16 protein-coding genes and 1 pseudogene are annotated in these 17,659 nt (G+C 43.5%); 4 read left to right on the top strand and 13 right to left on the bottom strand.

All coding sequences use genetic code 11. From position 1 onward, the window contains the following. The 9 genes and pseudogenes from C1I38_RS14145 to C1I38_RS00550 form a co-directional block, all read right to left on the bottom strand. Positions 1 to 2,346 (bottom strand): annotated as a pseudogene (locus C1I38_RS14145) (helicase); the annotation flags it as partial. A gap of 202 nt (positions 2,347 to 2,548) precedes the next feature. After that, on the bottom strand, positions 2,549 to 2,848 hold the full coding sequence (locus tag C1I38_RS00585; RefSeq protein WP_119775313.1) for a hypothetical protein: 300 nt from the start codon (positions 2,846 to 2,848) through the stop codon (positions 2,549 to 2,551). A 12-nt stretch (positions 2,849 to 2,860) separates the two neighbouring features. Next, positions 2,861 to 3,529 (bottom strand): hypothetical protein, encoded by a 669-nt coding sequence (locus tag C1I38_RS00580; RefSeq protein ID WP_243103679.1) that lies wholly within the window; start codon positions 3,527 to 3,529, stop codon positions 2,861 to 2,863. A gap of 361 nt (positions 3,530 to 3,890) precedes the next feature. Continuing rightward, a complete protein-coding gene (locus C1I38_RS00575) occupies positions 3,891 to 4,070 on the bottom strand; it encodes a hypothetical protein (RefSeq protein ID WP_119775310.1) in 180 nt (59 codons plus the stop codon). Positions 4,071 to 4,162: 92 nt separating this feature from the next. Next, complete coding sequence (locus tag C1I38_RS00570) at positions 4,163 to 5,083, bottom strand: ParB/RepB/Spo0J family partition protein (protein ID WP_119775403.1); 921 nt, start codon at positions 5,081 to 5,083, stop codon at positions 4,163 to 4,165. Then, complete coding sequence (locus tag C1I38_RS00565) at positions 5,049 to 5,873, bottom strand: AAA family ATPase (RefSeq protein ID WP_119775308.1); 825 nt, start codon at positions 5,871 to 5,873, stop codon at positions 5,049 to 5,051. The genes C1I38_RS00570 and C1I38_RS00565 overlap by 35 nt, the downstream gene beginning before the upstream one ends. A gap of 63 nt (positions 5,874 to 5,936) precedes the next feature. After that, a complete protein-coding gene (locus C1I38_RS00560) occupies positions 5,937 to 6,485 on the bottom strand; it encodes a hypothetical protein (RefSeq protein WP_119775307.1) in 549 nt (182 codons plus the stop codon). Beyond that, a complete protein-coding gene (locus C1I38_RS00555) occupies positions 6,478 to 7,056 on the bottom strand; it encodes a hypothetical protein (RefSeq protein ID WP_119775305.1) in 579 nt (192 codons plus the stop codon). The genes C1I38_RS00560 and C1I38_RS00555 overlap by 8 nt, the downstream gene beginning before the upstream one ends. Positions 7,057 to 7,482: 426 nt before the next feature. Beyond that, complete coding sequence (locus C1I38_RS00550) at positions 7,483 to 8,886, bottom strand: GGDEF domain-containing protein (RefSeq protein ID WP_243109271.1); 1,404 nt, start codon at positions 8,884 to 8,886, stop codon at positions 7,483 to 7,485. 275 nt (positions 8,887 to 9,161) lie between these two features. Between C1I38_RS00550 and C1I38_RS00545 the strand changes: the two genes are divergently transcribed. Next, positions 9,162 to 10,430, top strand: a complete 1,269-nt coding sequence (locus tag C1I38_RS00545) for an S-layer protein (protein ID WP_119775302.1) — start codon at positions 9,162 to 9,164, stop codon at positions 10,428 to 10,430. 180 nt (positions 10,431 to 10,610) lie between these two features. Then, positions 10,611 to 12,218 (top strand): L-lactate permease, encoded by a 1,608-nt coding sequence (locus tag C1I38_RS00540; RefSeq protein WP_119775301.1) that lies wholly within the window; start codon positions 10,611 to 10,613, stop codon positions 12,216 to 12,218. 153 nt (positions 12,219 to 12,371) lie between these two features. Here the strand turns inward: C1I38_RS00540 and C1I38_RS00535 are convergent, their stop codons facing one another. From C1I38_RS00535 to C1I38_RS00525, 3 genes are all read right to left on the bottom strand, one after another. Further along, complete coding sequence (locus tag C1I38_RS00535; protein WP_119775299.1) at positions 12,372 to 13,733, bottom strand: MATE family efflux transporter; 1,362 nt, start codon at positions 13,731 to 13,733, stop codon at positions 12,372 to 12,374. Between the two features lie 13 nt (positions 13,734 to 13,746). Then, entirely contained in the window at positions 13,747 to 14,193 is a 447-nt protein-coding gene (locus tag C1I38_RS00530) for a MarR family transcriptional regulator (protein WP_119775298.1), read from the bottom strand. 150 nt (positions 14,194 to 14,343) lie between these two features. Next, positions 14,344 to 14,541 carry a helix-turn-helix transcriptional regulator gene (locus tag C1I38_RS00525; protein ID WP_026156477.1) on the bottom strand — a complete coding sequence of 66 codons (198 nt, stop codon included), beginning with the start codon at positions 14,539 to 14,541 and terminating at the stop codon, positions 14,344 to 14,346. Between the two features lie 220 nt (positions 14,542 to 14,761). Here C1I38_RS00525 and C1I38_RS00520 point away from each other — a divergent pair, with 220 nt between their 5' ends. Together C1I38_RS00520 and C1I38_RS00515 are read left to right on the top strand one after the other, a co-directional pair. Continuing rightward, a complete protein-coding gene (locus C1I38_RS00520; RefSeq protein ID WP_119775296.1) occupies positions 14,762 to 15,130 on the top strand; it encodes a helix-turn-helix transcriptional regulator in 369 nt (122 codons plus the stop codon). A gap of 282 nt (positions 15,131 to 15,412) precedes the next feature. Continuing rightward, a complete protein-coding gene (locus C1I38_RS00515; RefSeq protein ID WP_119775295.1) occupies positions 15,413 to 16,054 on the top strand; it encodes a hypothetical protein in 642 nt (213 codons plus the stop codon). Positions 16,055 to 16,192: 138 nt separating this feature from the next. Here the strand turns inward: C1I38_RS00515 and C1I38_RS00510 are convergent, their stop codons facing one another. After that, positions 16,193 to 17,455: an ammonium transporter gene (locus C1I38_RS00510; RefSeq protein ID WP_119775293.1), complete on the bottom strand. Its 1,263-nt coding sequence runs from the start codon at positions 17,453 to 17,455 to the stop codon at positions 16,193 to 16,195. Between the last annotated feature and the right edge of the window lie 204 nt (positions 17,456 to 17,659).

The following is a 17,659-nucleotide window of genomic DNA, read 5'->3' as shown; positions in this document are numbered from 1 at the left end:
CCCGCCGCTGTTAAGGGTGACAGTGCCGCCTTCGCGGGTAATGTCCGGATCGCCCGTTGCCCGCACCCAGGCAGGGGCGTCGGGATCTTCGGTATGAAGGGTAACGTTGTCTCTTTTTTCCGTCAGATAATCTTCGTAAGTCCGCTGGAATACATCCTCGGCAAGCCATTCCTTAAACCGGGGCAGGGTGGCATAGGCTTCATAAAAAGCCGAGTGTTCCTCCCGCATGGAATAGACAATGCGGTCGATGGCCTCGTCCAGCTCCCGTTCCGCACTGTCAGGGTCGGTATCCCTGTCCCGGAGGTATGGGTAGATCTGGTCGGTTCGTATCTTATTGACTATTTGGGGCAGATACGCCTGATACAGCACACGGGGGGACAGTATTTCCATCTTTTCTTCGGCTGGTTTCACCGGTCCTCTCTCGTCTGCAATAAGATGGTCGTTTAAGGGATTTTCCCGCAGCATCCGGTCAAAGTCATCCCGTGCCAGCTCTTTGCTGAACAGCGGAAAGCTTATGTCCCGGAGAATAAACCTGCCTCCGTCAAAGGAAAAAATCTCATATTCATCCGCGCCAAGATACACAGTGTCGCCAAGAGAGAAGGCGTAATGGGCATTTTCCCTTGATGGCGGCTCCCGTTTTTCGAAGGAGGCTGGTTCCCGGTTCAGGATTTCCCGGGCGTAGGCTTGTTCGGAAAGCTGCCTGCGGCGTTCCTCCACCAGCTGTTCATAAATTGGGAGGTATTCTATTTCCAGGTATTCTCTTTCCTCGCCGTTCAAATAGCGGCCGGCGGCAATCAATTCACCAAGCCGTTTGGCAACCTGGTTCCAGGACAGTCTTAATCCCGGATTTGTTATGAAGCTGCCGCTTTTGCTTAAGGAGATCCCTTTACTGTCATGCCATTGGTTGCCACAGGTTCCATCCAGGAAAATATGAGTACCGCCGCCGATTCCGTACTCTCGCTTTAAAAAATCAATGGTTTCTTTTGCGGTATGCTGTTCCCTATAGTGGAGATAAACACGGAATTTGCCGTTTTGGAAACCCGTGCCCCGGCATAGGGCATGGTCGATTTCTTCCTGGGGAATAGAAAAAGCGGAGGTTTTTTCGTCCTCCGCCTGTTCTATGGTTTCAAGTTGCTGTTCAACAGTAGGGAAAATGGTTAGCTGTAAACGATCTCCGCCAGGACTGTTTCCTCCGCCGAATGCCGTAGACTGTTCAGGTGCCCCGTCCAGCCAAGCGGGTCGATCGCCTTGTCCGGCGCGGGACTTCTCTGCAAGAGCTTCGCCGTAATCTGTTCGATGCGCTCCTTCGCCGTCCAGTCGGTCTCCGCCAGGTGGCTGTTCAGCTTGCCAGACAGCATCAGGCTGGCGTACATCCCTTTTCTGTGGTTTTTCAGATATGTCTTGCGCAACATCCCAAACTTGCCTATGGGCGTTGCTTCCTCCGGCAGCGTCAGGTTGGGTATCAGGTAATCGCACTGTTGGGTGTAGGTCAGTTCCATATTCACCAATCCTTTCAGGCTCTTGAGCATGCTTTACGCTTTCATTGTGCGGAACGTCCTGAATTTTTGCAATGGTGCGATTTTGTTTTTTCTCTGCGATTTGCAGTTCCTTGACCGTCGTCTCGATTTCCCGCAGGAGCATTTCGGAAATATCGCTGGTGGCGGTTCCCAAGCGGGAAACGGTATCCAGTGTATTGAAATTGGCAACGTCCTGAAAATCCTCTAAGGTCAGGTATTGATCGGCATTGCAGCCACATCGGACTAAGAGCATGTAGGCCACGGAGCTTTTTAAAGCGTTCCTAAAAAAGATTTCGACATTGAGGTCATCCAGTTCCTCCAAAAAACTGTTCTCCCGAAAGGAAAGCAATTCGGGCAGATAATCCGTAAAATTGTCCTCCACCGCATTGTGGGCGGCTGAAACCAGGGCGGCGGGCAAGTTGCTTTTATCGTCCAGGTCGCCAAAGGCATTCCCCAGCGTTTCCGTTACAGTTTCGGCGTACCGGTCCCGCATGGTCCAAAGGATGTCGGGACGGTTATACCGGCTGTTGGTGTCGGACACGTCGAACACATGGTGCAGGCTCAACCGGGCCCCGCTGTCATTGATGAGGGCAATGCCCTTTGCCCCGCGGTTGACCCAACGACCCAATTTTTGATTCCATATTTCGATGGGAGCGCAGGCTGTCGCGTCAGGTCGCTGCGCGTAAATCAAAAGCTGGTCCTGAAACGGGTATTTATAGTTCCAGGCAGCCGTTTTCAGAAAGAAGGTCCAGTTGACATAGTTTCTTGTGATACTGCGGGCTGTTGTCTGCGATAACTCTGTAATTAACTGCAATTTCGTTACCAACATTTATCCCTCCTTCCTTAAATGAGTATTGGTTGTGGATAACCTTCCTGTTTGCTCCGAACAACAAGGCCCATTATCGTTCCGGACTTCATTTTTCCTTTTTGGGAGCAGGCTTTATTTTTCGCCATTACCTTTACCGTGAGCCGTTCTCTTGCCTTTTTATAGCAGTTAGCATAGAAGTTATAATCGCTCTGCTGTAACTCTCCTAACGCTCCGGCACAGACTTTTTCTTCCCGTTCTGCCTCGCCGGATTCTCGCCGACGTTTTGTTCCTGCCGGAGGCTTTTCAAATGATGGACTTCATCCAGCGCGCGGTTGCACAAATCTTCAAGGGCGGTCAGGCGGTCATTGCAGTAATGGCCCCAATAATAATCCTTTTCCCCCTTTTTGACCTTCCAGGTTACAAATTTGGCGGGAGCACTTTCGCTCTGCCCGATGACAAATTCAGCATTACCCACGCTTAGTCGGTCGGTGATGGTATACCCGGCATTAATCTCCTTCTCCATAACCCAAACCCCCTAACGCTCTTGTTCGTGTTTTTGCTGCTTTGCCTGCCGCTCCGCCTGTATTTGTTTCAGGCGTTCTTTCGCCCAATCGGGCATATATTCCGGCTTGAGCGTACCCAAAATGTCCTCCCGGTTCCAGCGCGATTCCTTGCCGGAGTAAAGGTTGACGGTGTAGACCGCGCGGCCTCTGGAATTGCCATGAGCGCCAAAACCGCCAGTGACCAGCACAAGCTGCTTATCGGCGGTGCGATATTCGTGGCGCAGACACTCCGGGCGGATGATTACTACTTTGTTTTCAATGCTCTCTTTGTAATCATTTGGAATGCAATGCTTCAAGGTAAAAGGCTGCAAAGGAACCGTGATTTTGTGCCGTTCCGCTTTAACTGCTTCACATTGTGTTTTGATACGGTCGGTAAACTCAGTGATCATTTCCAGATAATCTACGCTTCCCATAGCATTACTATATTGGTCAAGGCCTAAATGGTTATCCCAGGAACAGTTGCAGACAATATATGGACAGGAGGGGTTTTTATCGTTCACTAAAAATAAGATTTCTTTATCTCCAACATGGATGGCGAGTTTTACCTCATAGGTATCTACCATGCGTTTAGAATCATCCATTTTGCTATCACTCCAATCAAATGGATGGCGGAATAGGGATGGTATCGCCATCCCGTTCATAAAAAAAAGCTCCCTGCATTTAAATAGAGAGCACCATTACAGGCCGAAAAAGAAGGGCGGTTGGTTTTTTCGCTCCTTCTCAGTAGCCTGAACTTTGTTATCCTTCTGTATCTTTTTATTGCCCGTATGAACCTGGCGAATAAGGGTACGAAAGACTTTCGGCTTCTTTTCTGCTGTCTGTTTCATAAAAAGGTTCCTTTCTGGGATCAATTTAGTGGTTTACCAGACCAAGAGTATTTCTTTTTCGGCTGGTAAATTTTGAGGGGAGGGGTGTGGGGAGGGGGAAACGGCAAGTCCCCAATTCGATGACTGCAAACAAATGGACATACCACCCCCTTGGCATACAATTTCTATAAGGTTGTTAAGCTTCAAACAAAATGCACTTTTTCTTGCTGCATTTACTGTGATGCTTGACAAAGTAAAGACAGTGCTTGCAATCCCGCTCTTCCACCGTTTTAGTACTAATACTTTCGCGGTCAAATTCCGGTTTCTCCTGCATAATGCGTTCGTATTTGCGCAACTGTCCTTCTGTAAAGTACATAGAGGCACCTCCTTTTAAAAAAGGACAATAAAAAATGCTCCTACTGATTTAAGAGCAAAATGATTATTTTTATGCAGCTGTAGTAACCTGTTTCATCGTTCCTGCTGCTCCCGATGGCGCTTCTTGAACCAGCTTTCCAGAAGCTGGACAACTAACTCCTCCTTTTGTTTTTCGGTAAAGTTTTTAGGAAAATAGCGGTCGATACGGTCACGCTGAATATGGAATCTTTCTTTTTGATTGGGCTTTTCTTCCGATAGAATGGAATAGATAACGTCAATGTTAAGTCTGCCATCCTGGCTGAACTTCTTCAGCCGCTGTGCTTGTGACAGGGAAGGGGTGCAGTCCTCCGACTGTATGGTATTGTAAAGGTCCTGCTGTTCATTTTCGGACAGGTAGGAAAGCTCCACAGCGGGACGAAAAGCAACCTGATTATCATCAACCATTTGCAATATAGAAGGAATAAGTTCTGTGAGTCGAATATACCTTTGTATTTGTCTCCCACTTTCTCCTGTGTTTTCACCTAGTATATCTGCACTTACAGACTTCTCGACCACTGGTCGAGAAGTTAAATCTGTTCTTTGTCCCTGTCGTTTCATGGCTTCCAACTTCATTCTGTAGGCAAAAGCTTTTTCACTTGGCAAAATGCTCTCCCGTTGCAAGTTGCTGTCAACCATAATAATTGTGGCTTCATCGTCGTCCAATTCGCGGACAATACAAGGCATTGTTTTCTTGCCCGCAAGTTCGCTTGCTTTTTTGCGGCGGTGACCGGCTACCATTTCATAGCCGCCGTCCGGTTTGGGGCGCACAAGACCGGGAACTAAAACGCCGTACTGCGTTACGCTGTCTGCCATTTCCAGCATAGCTTCATCCGCTTTTACTTTAAAAGGATGGCTTGGAAAATCACTGATTTCCGACAGAGAAATATCCAGAACCTTTTCCCGCTGACTATCTGCACGGTTTTCCTCCGTGGTAAATAATTCATCTACTGAGGTCAGCTTGATGCTGCTTCGCACGTCGTTTTTCGTCAATGTCCTGCACCTCCTTCGTAAAGGCTTGATAGGCTCTGGCAGCTATTCCGTGCGGATCGAACGCATAAATGCTTTTTCCCTGCGCGCTTGTTTCAGCCGCCCGGATGGACAGGGGAATTTCTGTTTGAAAGACTCGCAGTTTGTCGCCGTAGTCCCGCCGCAGGACAAAGGAAATATCCTTTGCGAAATTGGTGCGGTTATCCATCATTGTTAGCAACACACCGTCAATGGTAAGCCTGGGATTGATTTGCCTTCTCACCCTGGCAATGGTCTGTAAAAGCTGTGTCATTCCTTTAGCGGGCAAATAGTGGGCCTGGACGGGAATGATTACGCTGTCTGCGGCTGCAAGGGCGTTGATAGTCATCATGCCAAGAGAGGGCATGCAATCTATTAGCACATAATCATACCTGTCTTTGACCGTGTTGATATATGTGCGGAGTATCGTTTCCCGGCTCATGGTGTTGACCAGCGACACCTCAATAGCAGACAGTTCAATGTTTCCCGGCATCAGGTCTACGCCTTCTGCATGGTGAAGGATACCCTCATCAGGTTCATACGGTTCCTCCGTCATGATTTTGGTTAGGACGCTGGCCAATGAAACAGGAAGATTGTCTGGCTCTTGATAGCCTAAAGAATCCGTCAGATTGCCCTGTGCGTCCGAGTCCACCAGTAATACTTTTTTTCCTTGCCTGGCAAGTCCGATGCCCAGATTGACTGCTGTCGTCGTTTTTCCAGTGCCACCTTTTTGATTGGCCAAGGCAATTACTTTTGACACTTAAATTTCCTCCTTTCATGCAAAAAAGCCATTTGCTCTATAACAGAACAAACGGCTCGACCCTCATTGTTGCAACTCCCTATTAAACAAATATTCAATGACACTCTTTTTCTGAAGAAGGTATGCATTACGGCGTCTGATATATTTTACCTTACTGAATTTGCACCATGAAATTATTGTACTTGTTGAATGACCGGTGACTTGTTGTATTTGCAAACTGGTCATCATATCTGGATAATCTGCAAATTGCAGTTCAAGATATTGCATGTAATCTCTAACCTCATTTATACCCTTTAGCTTGTAATGATCTTTATAATAATCAGACCGCGGTTTGGGCTTATATCGCCTAATCTCACTCGGTAAAAATGGATTGTTATAATGATTAGGCAGATAATATTTTTTAGGATTTTTGTCTCTGTCTTCTAAGAAGAAAATAATATCTTTTATTGCAATTTTATATCTGCGTGTCTTTTTGCCAGAATCAATGCAAGGAATAAAGCCATTTTCCAGATAATGACGCGCTGTATTTTTGCTAATATGGCATATCTTGTAGAATTGATCTTTCGTTATAAATTCGGGATACCTATCTATTAGAAAGCTATAGTCAGACACTCACGGCACCTCGCTTTGACATGAAAGTATCAAAGAGTTGCTCAAATTGTCTGGCTTGCTCTTTATGCACGTCTGATTTCCTTGTTATGTTTCTATAATACGGGCCGATTAAAAAATCAAGGAAAGTATCTTTTGTTATAAAGGACCCCTTACCTCTACGAAATGATTGTATTCGCTTGTTTTTAAAGATCAGAGGCTTCAATTCATTGCGCAGTATCCAATTGTTTACTGCTGTTTTTGAATATCCGGTAAAACGCATTACATCAGAAACTAAAAGCAGTTTAGGGAATTTACGCAATTGCTTTTGGTAATAACGGTGCAAACCTTCAATAAACTCATTTTCTGATTCAGCGAAGCACATCGTTTCGTATTGGTATCGCAGAATGTCGATAATCTTTATCCGTTGTCTTCTTCCTTCTGATGTGTTTATATATTCAAATGGAATCATGCCTTTTTTCTGGATGGAGTAGGCCGTGGATGTGCAAATACCCAAGATGACACACATTTCTTTCTGCGTGACATATTCAGGATAACGATCAATTACTGAAGAACAATATTCATCAAAATTCATTTACTTCACTCACTTTTCTCGAATTTGTCAACGGCAAGTGGTGAAAGCAAATCTAAGAGTTAAAAATGATAGTTTTTTCTAGTTCTATCCGAGTTCTATCCAAAACAGGTTTTGGATCAATTTTTTCGTTATTTTTTTGCTATGTTCTACTTTCCTTGTAAATAAGGAAAAATTCTCTGAAACCCTGATTCCATAAGGTTCTCGTGGATTTTTATCTACATGTATTTACTGCTAATTTCCACTATTTCCTGCTTTAATAGTTGCACTCGAAATGCGGTTGTCCGCAAGGGCACGTGGGTTCGAATCCCACCTTCTCCGCCATTGAAGATAAAGCTTCATCGTAAGATGGAGCTTATTTAAATAAGAAGGTGGGATTCGAACGGGCGGCCGCTCCTGCTGTCATCCATGGCCTGGTGGCAAAGTAAATTAGTTATTAAATAGTTTGTCCCCATACTTAGCATATAACGAGTTGAACCAAAGCTTGTATTGCTCTCGCTTTTCTTGTTTATTTTTATACATTTCATTATCAGCATTCCTATAAATGTGATCTAAGCTGCCATTATGAGCATTCCCTAATGCAGCACCAATGGAAAAACTCACAGGTAAATAAGAGTTTTCTTTGTTATGTTTGTCGAGTTCAAATTCGATTCTTTGACAGACCTCTTTTAATGAGCCAGGTGAACAATTTGGTAAAATAATTGCAAATTCATCACCACCTACCCGGGCAGCAACGTCGTTTTCTCGGACAGAACGACGAAGTATTGAAGCAGTGGAAGTAATAAGCAAATCTCCGGCATGATGTCCCAAAGTATCGTTTGCTACTTTAAGCCCGTCAACATCACATTCTATAATCGCTACTGGATTAGACCTGCCTGAACACAGTCTTAACAATTCTTCATTAAAGAATGCTCTGTTGTATAATCCTGTAAGATCATCGTGAAAACTGATAAATTTTAACCTGTCCTCAATTTGTTTTCTATATGTTAAATCCGTAAATATGATCACTGTACCTTTATATTTTTCACTTACGTCCAGCATGCGGTGAAAGTTTATAACCAGATTCCTGGTTTCTAATTCGAGCATCTTCAAATTCTTTTCAATGGATATTTCAATATCATTTCCGCTGATAAAAGTAGTGAATTCTTCTGCAAGCCAAGGTAATGCATGTACTAAATATATTTTATGTTTTTCACTGGAATAATAAGATGTCCCATCAATTCCTGCAGACTTAAGAAACTCTTTAGCAGCATTGTTCATGTTGTCAATCATATTATTACTATCCAAAATGATCGAAGGAGTTGGAATGCTTTCAAATATTGTTAAATACTTATTCTTTTCATTCGTCATCATACGATTTGTATTTTGAAGACTTAGCGTAAGTACTTCCTTTTTCTCGTTGATCCACTCACTGCTAAAAGCTAATTCTACACGATCAAAAAACCGATTAATAAACAATAAGAAGTAATCACAATCTATATTTTTTTTTCTATAAGTTTCTATTATCAGATCGAGATAGGATTGACGATAATATTTCATCAATCCTAAAAACATTTCTAGGGTAACTCCACGTTTACGATGAAGCTGTGCTTCAAGTATCCCAAAAGAACCAATTGGATCATTTACATAATCTTCATCCACATTTAATTCAGGTATAGATTCACAGGACTTGAGAACTGAGATTAAAGCTTCGGATAACCCGTCAATTGATGTACGCCAAGCTTCTTCCAGAGTAGAGGTGTATTTTGTATAATTATGCATTTTTGCATATTCTAAGGTACGTCTAATTAAAAATGTTTGATTTGATTGGATCAACTCAACTGGCTCTTTCATCATAGTCCCTCCTCTCCTTTAGAAAGAATTAAAAAGTGTATTTAGAATCAATGATTCGACATTAAATGACATACTCCTCTCCGTTTGTATCAAACTATCATTTGGGATTATGCAGATCCATATTTCCTAATTTGATGGGACTTAATTCCTAAATATTAAGGAAGAAAAAGGAATTAAATTAATACTGTAGAATTTAAATTTCACGTAGTTAATCTTATTTTTTAATTGAGAGTAAGTTACTCGCATGCAACCGGTGGTATGAAAGGAGAAAAACCATGAAACCTCGTTTATCTAGAAATATTGCAATCGCGATATGTGCAGTCATTTTTTGTTTAGGCATAGTCACCTATGGTTATGCGCAAAATGCTTCCTGGTCCGGATTAAGAATAGGCGAAGATAAAACTCCTTATGTTGCTGTGGCAGTGAATGGGGAGATTTCCGGTGATAAAATTATCTTACATTGGGACCAGGTTGATCATCCTAAATTTTCCGGCTATAAAGTGGTGATTTCAAAGAGCAATCCGAATCCGAAGTATCCTGACGACGGGTATTTATACTACATTACCGACAAGACCACGACCAGTGCGGTGATCAATAACAGTGAAGCATATAAAAACGGAGACTTTGGCGAGAAACTTGTCCCTGGTGAAAAATACTATTTTAGTATTACGGTGCTTTATTCGGATAAGACCGTTCCGGGTGACAGTTTGCAATTGACGTATCCGGTCGGTACGGCTGTCTCTTCACCGGAACCTGCCGAGGAAGCTATCGCAACGCCGACCGAAACAACGCAACCCACCAAGGAAACACCGGCTACAGAAACAAAACCCACTGTCAAACCAGCTGTATCTCCCTCTTCAAAGGCGCCTCAGGTAACCGTTTCTACGGACAACAACCGGCTCATTGTCAAATGGAATTCGATTTACAGTGAAAGCTTCCAGGGCTATAAGGTCGTTATTTCCAAAAATAATTCCAGACCGGCCTATCCCAGTAGCGGTTATTTGACCTACATTACCAATCAAAGCACCAGCCGGTGGGTAATCGACAACAGCACAGCGTATCACGGCGGAGACTTTGGCAGTTATCTGACTCCCGGACAGGCGTATTACGTTAGTGTGACGGCTTTATACAGCGATGGCAAGGTTGCCGGAAATGCCGTCCATGTCACGTATCCGGCCGATGGATACGATCCACTAGCAGAGAAGGAAGGTGTCCAACAGAGCTTGGATCCGATTGCCATATCGGCAACAGCCAGCGACAGTAATTTGGTTTTGAGCTGGCCAGCTTCAGAAGCAGCAAATTTTGAAGGCTACAAAGTGGTCATTTCAAAGAGTAATCCCAACCCAAAATATCCAAATGACGGTTATCTGGAGTGGATTACCGACCGGAACAGGACTTCGGTGACAATAAACGCTGACACTTATTATCAGGGTGATATCCAGGGTAATTTAGTTTCCGGTGAGTACTACTATTTCAGTATCAGCATCATTTACGACGGATGGATCATTGTTCCGGGCCCTGCGCAATATGTCAGGATCCCTTAGCTGAGAAAATCTTCAGTTTTGGCTCGTTTTTCATGTGAAAAGCGGGCCTTTCTGTTGGTCTGAAACATAAAACGCAAAAAGTAAAAAGCAAAAAAAGTTCTTTTTTTTTTGAACATAATCATATATTATAAGTAGGTAGTAATAAAAAAATATACTTGTAGAATGGAAGGATGGGAGAGAATGTTGCCACTACTGCTTGCACTGCTGCCAATAGTAGTCATTGTTGTTATGCTTATTGTGTTTAAAAAGCCAGCCCATACCAGTGGAATTGTGGGTTGGCTTGCTGTTTCTCTTGTGGCGTTTTTGTTTTTCCAGACGTCGGGAGAAGTCATTGTACGCTCGACACTGGCCGGTCTGATTAAATCTTTTTCGGTATCATTGATCGTAGCCACATCGCTGCTGCAAATGGCCTATATGGAAAAGACAGGGGCCTTAAGACGAATTATTATATTTATTAAAACCTTAGCCAGTGAAAACAGAGCCGTTCAGATTATGATGATTAACATTGGATTTGGAACGCTGATGGTTGCCGTCGGGGCAACTCCCGTATCTCTTCTGCCGCCTATCTTAATTGCGATGGGATACTCTACGTATGTAGCCATAGCTTTACCGGCGATCGGATATGACTCCCTGTGTACGTATGCCTTACTCGGTGCCCCGATTGTGGTGTTTGTGGATATTGCGAACAGCTTTTTAGGAAAAGGCAATGAAATTACCCTTTCTCAGGCCGGAAGCGTCTTCTTTATGTTTTTGCCGGTTGTATCTACCCTGATCGGCTTTTCGATGCTTTGGATTGTCGGAAAGTGGAAAGCTGTCAAAGAGGGGATTGTCCCGGTATTGGTTACGGGCATTACAATTTCGATTGTCGCTTATTTTACCAATCATTATGACAATCTGGTCGTCCTCACAGGAGTCTTAAGTGGTTTTGCAGTCATTCTTGTAATGGTTCTGTATCTTAAGCTAACGGGTAAAAAAATTATTGATCGAAGCCGGCTGACGTCGGAAGAACTTGCCTATGAAAAAGAATATCCTTTGTGGAAAGCCATTATGCCCTGGCTGCTTTTGATCGTTCTGATTCTGGCGCTGAACCTGCCGAAGGAATCTTTCGATTATTTATACCGGACACTGACGCTTGGTATTCCCGGCTTATCTGCAGACGGCAAGCCGATAGCAACCAGAGCTTTATGGAATGCCTACACCTGGATTCTGGTCAGCATCTTGATTTCGATCCCGATTATGCGCCCAAAAGCCGCCCAAATTAAAGATTCAATAAAAGTTTGGTGGCGAAGGGCACCAAAACCTGTTTTCTCAGCGGCGATCTTCTTTGCGATCGGTGAAGTCATGAATATGTCTGGATTTAATATGGCTTCCAATCTCAATGCCGCACTGCCGAAAACACTGTGCCCAAGTATGGTGAAAGTACTCGCAGACTATTCCGCACAGGCTTTTCATGGAGCCTACGGTGCTGTTGTAAGCTTTATCGGATTATTCGGAGGATTCATTACCGGAAGTGAAGCTTCGACGATTGCCATGTTTGCGAAATATACCATGTCAACAGCAAGTAATCTGAACTGGGGACTGACAGGGATTATTATTGTTACAGCCGGTTTAGCCTTTGGTGGAGGTCTGGCCAGTGTTATTTCTCCAGCAAAGCTTCAAAATGCAGCCGCTTCGATTGATAAGCTTGGAGAAGAAAACAAAGTTATACGCGTAGCGTTTGTTATCTCGCTCATCTTGTCAGCTGTGACTGCAGCTGTCGTAGTCGCCTTGCTGAAGTTCCTGGTGTGATCAGGAGATTATATCGTAAAAAGGGTTTCTGCCCAAAGATGATCCCTCAGTGTCCTAATCTGCTGAAAAACTGGTCGTCTAAATAAGAACAAGGACTTCACAATTGTGAAGTCCTTGTTCTTATTTTTATATTCAGCATTATATCAGCCTGAACTATCCTACGCTGACAGCAGGCTGATTTTTGCTAAGCCGTCTTATTTCCAGCGTTATCAACATTGCTGTGATCAGAACGGATAAGATATCCGCAATCGGTGCAGCTCGCCAGACACCCTCAATTCCCCAAAAATGAGGCAGGACCAAAAGAAGCGGTATATAGAGCAGTACCTGCCGGGAAAGGCTCAGAACAGATGATTGAAGCGGTTTGCCGACTGCCTGAAAGTAACTTGAGCAAATAATTTGAAAACCAATCAGCGGGAACATGGTAAAAAATACCAGTATCACGTGAGTTGCCAGTACTGTAAGCGCCGTATCGTTGTCACTGAACAAGCCAATAATTTGTTCGGGCCAGAGATGTATGACCAGATAACCGACAACAGCAATACCGGTGCTCGCGATGATGGCCTTCTTCAACGCTGCCTTAACTCTTTCAAACTGCCCGGCTCCATAGTTAAAGCCTATGATAGGCTGAGCACCCTGGCTGACACCGATAATCGGCATAAAGAACAATGTTGAAATACTCATAATGACGCCGACGGCAGACAGCGCCAGGTCGCCGCCATAAAGCATGACACTCTTATTCAAAAGCATATTCTGCAAACTGTTGGCAAGTTGCATCGCAAACGGAGCAAAGCCAATGGACAATATGACTAGATAGATCGAAAAATCCGGTTTTAAATTTTTTAGGCGAAGCTTAAGTGTGCTGTGGCCGAGAAGAAAATAGCCCAATACCCAAAGCGACGTAATGAATTGACCCGAGACCGTTGCGAGTGCGGAACCCGCTATACCTAATCCCAAATGGAAAATAAAAATGTAATTCAACACCCCGTTAATCACAGCGCCGAGAATTTGCGTCAGCATCGCAATCCTGGGGTTTCCTTCAGCTCTGATAAAATTGTTCATGCCAAAACCGATTGCCCCAAAAACGGATCCTGCAACAATAATATTGGTAAAATCAAGTGCATTGGGCAATACTTCCTGATTAGCACCAAAAAAGACCAAAAGCTGTTCAGAAAATGAGAAATAGAAGGCCATAAAAAGGAGCGGAAGCATAATCAAGAGAGTAAGTGCATTACCTACAATTTTTTCGGCTTCTTCTTTTTTCTGTTCTCCGAGCCGAATGGAGATTAATGCTGTTGCACCAATACCAACCAGCATCCCAAGTGCCATAAACAGAAGCATAATTGGGAAGGCCACTGTCGTTGCAGCAATTGCAAGTGTACCAACGCCGCGGCCCACAAAAATCCGGTCAACAATATTATATAAGGCATTCACCAACATACCGACAATCGCCGGCCAGGAGAATTGCCATAATAGCTTCCCGATGCTTTTATTACCGAATTCAAAACTTTTATCCATGTACAGTCCCCTTCTACAATTTTTTCATAAATTGCACTACATACCTGAGGCTCAGCATAAATTGATTCATTTCTTCGGGGTCTGAAGTAAACATCAATTCATTCAGTCTCTTTTCATACAGCACCATCAATGTATCCATCTCTGTTTTGCCTAAAGAACTCAGGGAAATTAAAGACTTCCGCCTGTCGTTTTTATCCTCGGAACGGATGATTAGACCCCATTCCGTCAATTGATCGATCAGGGTGGTAAGGCTGCCCTTCTCTATATCCAGCTTTTTAGCTATTTTTGTTAGGGTCAGCTGCTCATTGTGGTAGAGAAGATTGATAATTTTCATATGGTTTTTTTTAAGCGGAGCCGAACCTATGTATTCCTTTCGAAAATGGCACAGGAATTTTTCGTGTAAATCTCCCATTAAGGAAAAAAACAAATCTTGTATTTCCTTGGCTTCGCATTGACTCATGCTATCCACCTCAAGAAATAGTAAGAATACTTATTATCAGAAATAAGACAATTATTATACTAACATTGTTGGTAAGCATTTGTCAAAAAAATAAAAGGACTTTATTCCAGAAGAATCCTTTTATTCAAAACTAATATTCTGTTCCTAATATTACTGATCGCCAAGGAGCGCCGATAGACGGACTCCAAGGGCTTGAGTAAGATGGAAAAGTGTTTTAATAGATGGATTTGTTTTATCTCTTTCGATTTCACATAGATAAGAAACGGAAATACCGGCAATCTCAGCCAATTCCTTTTGTTTTAAATGCTTTTTCTTCCGGATATCCCGGATTTTTGAACCAAGGGACATAACACCACCTCCGCCTAATAATTACGCATATAGCGTAATTGTGCAACGGCTAAATTTAGCCGTCTGCCAAAAATAGGTTCCAATCCCAAGAAAATATAGGATATTCTTCCACATTGCGCATATTTACGTCAAAAATGTATAGCAATTCAGTAGACCTGGCGTTTTTCAGCAATTATACTAGTATTAATTCGCTATTATCGAAAATTTGGGGGAAATTACATTGACTGTCGGTGATCAGATTAAAGAGCAAAGAAAAGAAAAGAAGCTCACACTTCGTAAGCTTTCTGAAAGAAGCGGTATTTCTATCTCTTATTTGAGTGATATTGAACAAAACAGAAGAAGGCCTTCTTTAGATCGGCTGACAGATATTGCCCTGGGTCTAGGGGTATCGGTATCCTACCTTTTAGGGGAACAAACGAAGGATGCGGGTTCAAAACCTGAGATTTATTCACTGGCGGATAAAAGCGTCCATTTTAGGGAAGTTTTAGAGAAATTAGACGACTTTGATTTTTGGGAAGAAAAAGATCAGGAAGAATTGCTGACGTATCTGCAAATAAAAAAGAAGATCAGGGATTCCGAACCCTCCTGAGCCGTACACCGGCCTTTAAATGGATATGAGACGTTCTAAAGACGCTATTAATCAAAAATAACCGCATATATAATGGTAATAGAGGAAATTAATGGTCCTCTTTTTTGCGTTTTTTGGTTTGATGTGGTAAAATCGGTTGAAGTAAAAAAATGTAGAATTTTGTCACTTGAGATATAAGATAAAAATTATGGGAGGATCTCAAGTATAGGATAATTATATTCTGACAAAATAACAAAAGATGATGGCGAAAAGCTGTCAAAAAGTCCTTAAGGAGGAAAGACCGTGTTTCAACAGAAAAGGATTGGCCGTTTCCTGGCTATGTTCCTGGTAGCTTTTACGATTGCTGCACAGGCCATGTTTGTCGGGACAGCCGCCTTTGCCGAAGACAGGGAAAAAGTAAGCGAAGAAGAATGTAACGTCGTTAGTGTAAAAGAAGATCAAACATACAGGCAAGAGAATTTAGCACGAATTGCCAGAGGCTATCAGGTCGATGCCGAATATCTAGCGTATATTGCGAGCGTTGAAGAGACCTTTCATCTGGAACCTTATGAACTGTTTGCCTTAATTGCTCAAGAATCAAAATATGTACCTGCCACCAATATGGATGGAGGATCCTTATCCTACAATACGACCCAAATGAAATTGGCTACAGCCAAAACGGCCTACATGGCCATCACCGAATATTATCATAAAGAGATCCCTTATCCGAACGGGGAACTCCTGTCAACAGACAAATATTATGCAACCTACTTAGCCGGTGGATATCTGAGGTATTTAGAGGATGTCTATATGAATAAATATGAATCGTACACAGCATATCGATTGGGGATCAACGGCAGGTTGACCTTTTACGAGAATAATGGGCATTACAAATCGGCTTATGCAGTTCAAGTCGAATCTTTATGCCGTTCCTTTGCCCAATAATTGTTACATTCAAAAATTTTAAGTATACTTTTTCCTGGCAAAACCTAAAAAGGATTTTCACCGTGATCACGGTGAAAATCCTTTTTTAGTGGTTTAGATAGAAGAAGTTCTATCTGATATATCTCGTACAGCCATTTATTAATTGACCATATTCCAGGCAGAATCGGAAGTCATTCCTTCAATGTCCGGATAGGCGCTTTCGCCATGCTGGCTGATATCAAGGCCTGTTTCCTGTTCTTCAGTTGTCGCTGCAAGAGGAGTAATGAGACTAATGACTTTAAGGATCAAGAAGGTCATCACGCCGCAATAAGCGTAAGTTGCGAGGATGGCCAAAAGTTGTATCCCAACCTGGGAAAATGACCCGGAATAGAAAAGTCCATCCACACCATTGGGATTCAGGGCTGTGGTGCAGAAAATTCCGGCAGCTAGGGTTCCCCAGGTCCCGCCGATACCGTGAATGCCAAAAGCATCAAGTGCATCATCGTAACCCAGTTTAACTTTCAGCCAAGCGACTGCAAAGTAGCACAAACCTGAAGAAACCAGTCCGATCAAGATAGCGGCAAGAGGAGTCACGAAAGCGCAGGCAGGTGTAATGGCACCGAGCCCTGCAACCATGCCTGAGACAGCACCGAGTACGGTTGGTTTGCCATGAAGCAGTTTTTCAATAATTATCCACCCCAGCAGACCGGCACAGGCAGACAGGTGTGTAGTGGCAGAGGCAAGTACAGCAATACCGTCTGCAGCAAGTTCACTGCCACCATTAAACCCAAACCAGCCGAACCACAGGAGACCTCCGCCAAGGATCACATATGGAATGTTATGCGGAATAGCCTGCTCTGAGTCTTTATGGTAGCGTTTGCCAATATATAAAGCAGCAATTAAGGCTGAAAAGCCTGAACTAATATGGACGACAATCCCTCCAGCAAAATCCAAGACGCCCAGGTTAGCCAGCCATCCTCCGCCCCATATCCAATGAGCAAGGGGCACATAAACCAAAAGGCTCCAAAGGGATATTAAAAGGATATAGGCAGGAAAGCGCAGCCTTTCCGCTGTAGCACCGGTCATAATGGCCGGAGTGATAATTGCAAACATCATCTGATAGAGCATAAACAATAGATGGGGAATCGTCGCACCCTCCCCTTTGGGATCCAGGCCGACACCCCTCAAGCCCGCATAATCCAATCCACCGATCAAATGTCCGATATCCGGCCCAAAAGCCAGGGTATAACCGATAACAATCCAGAGAATCGAGATAATTCCGATTGCAGCGATGCTTTGCATCATGATCGACAGGACATGGCGTCTTTTGACGAGCCCTCCATAAAAAAAAGCGAGCCCGGGTATCATTAAGAAAACTAGGGCGGTGCTGAAAAGCATAAAGGCAATATCGCCATAATTCATTACAATCTCTCCTTTTTATCCTTATCATCCTTACCAGCAGATCTTTGCCATTTATGGCACCGCGACATTTGTTCAGTCAAATACTTTGTCGTCCGTAACGTATTCGACACCGTGAAGGCTATTTAGACGCCTCCACGCTTCCTTTTCCGCCGTCCATAGACATCAAAAAAGAAGCCTCCAAAAAAACCGGCCTGCAGGCTGGCT

Origin of the sequence: Dehalobacter sp. 12DCB1, assembly GCF_004343605.1 — a bacterium.
In the GTDB taxonomy this organism is placed as follows: domain Bacteria; phylum Bacillota; class Desulfitobacteriia; order Desulfitobacteriales; family Syntrophobotulaceae; genus Dehalobacter.
The sequence above is the reverse complement of the archived record's forward strand: the minus strand, read 5'-3'. Positions and strand labels throughout refer to the sequence as shown.

Coding starts and splice junctions, on each gene's coding strand:
- C1I38_RS00585 (WP_119775313.1), bottom strand. CDS start 2,848: ATGGAGAAGGAGATTAATGCCGGGTATACCATCACCGACCGACTAAGC.
- C1I38_RS00510 (WP_119775293.1), bottom strand. CDS start 17,455: ATGAATTATGGCGATATTGCCTTTATGCTTTTCAGCACCGCCCTAGTT.
- C1I38_RS00525 (WP_026156477.1), bottom strand. CDS start 14,541: ATGTCCCTTGGTTCAAAAATCCGGGATATCCGGAAGAAAAAGCATTTA.
- C1I38_RS00540 (WP_119775301.1), top strand. CDS start 10,611: ATGTTGCCACTACTGCTTGCACTGCTGCCAATAGTAGTCATTGTTGTT.
- C1I38_RS00545 (WP_119775302.1), top strand. CDS start 9,162: ATGAAACCTCGTTTATCTAGAAATATTGCAATCGCGATATGTGCAGTC.
- C1I38_RS00530 (WP_119775298.1), bottom strand. CDS start 14,193: ATGAGTCAATGCGAAGCCAAGGAAATACAAGATTTGTTTTTTTCCTTA.
- C1I38_RS00535 (WP_119775299.1), bottom strand. CDS start 13,733: ATGGATAAAAGTTTTGAATTCGGTAATAAAAGCATCGGGAAGCTATTA.
- C1I38_RS00580 (WP_243103679.1), bottom strand. CDS start 3,529: ATGAACGGGATGGCGATACCATCCCTATTCCGCCATCCATTTGATTGG.
- C1I38_RS00550 (WP_243109271.1), bottom strand. CDS start 8,886: ATGAAAGAGCCAGTTGAGTTGATCCAATCAAATCAAACATTTTTAATT.
- C1I38_RS00575 (WP_119775310.1), bottom strand. CDS start 4,070: ATGTACTTTACAGAAGGACAGTTGCGCAAATACGAACGCATTATGCAG.
- C1I38_RS00555 (WP_119775305.1), bottom strand. CDS start 7,056: ATGAATTTTGATGAATATTGTTCTTCAGTAATTGATCGTTATCCTGAA.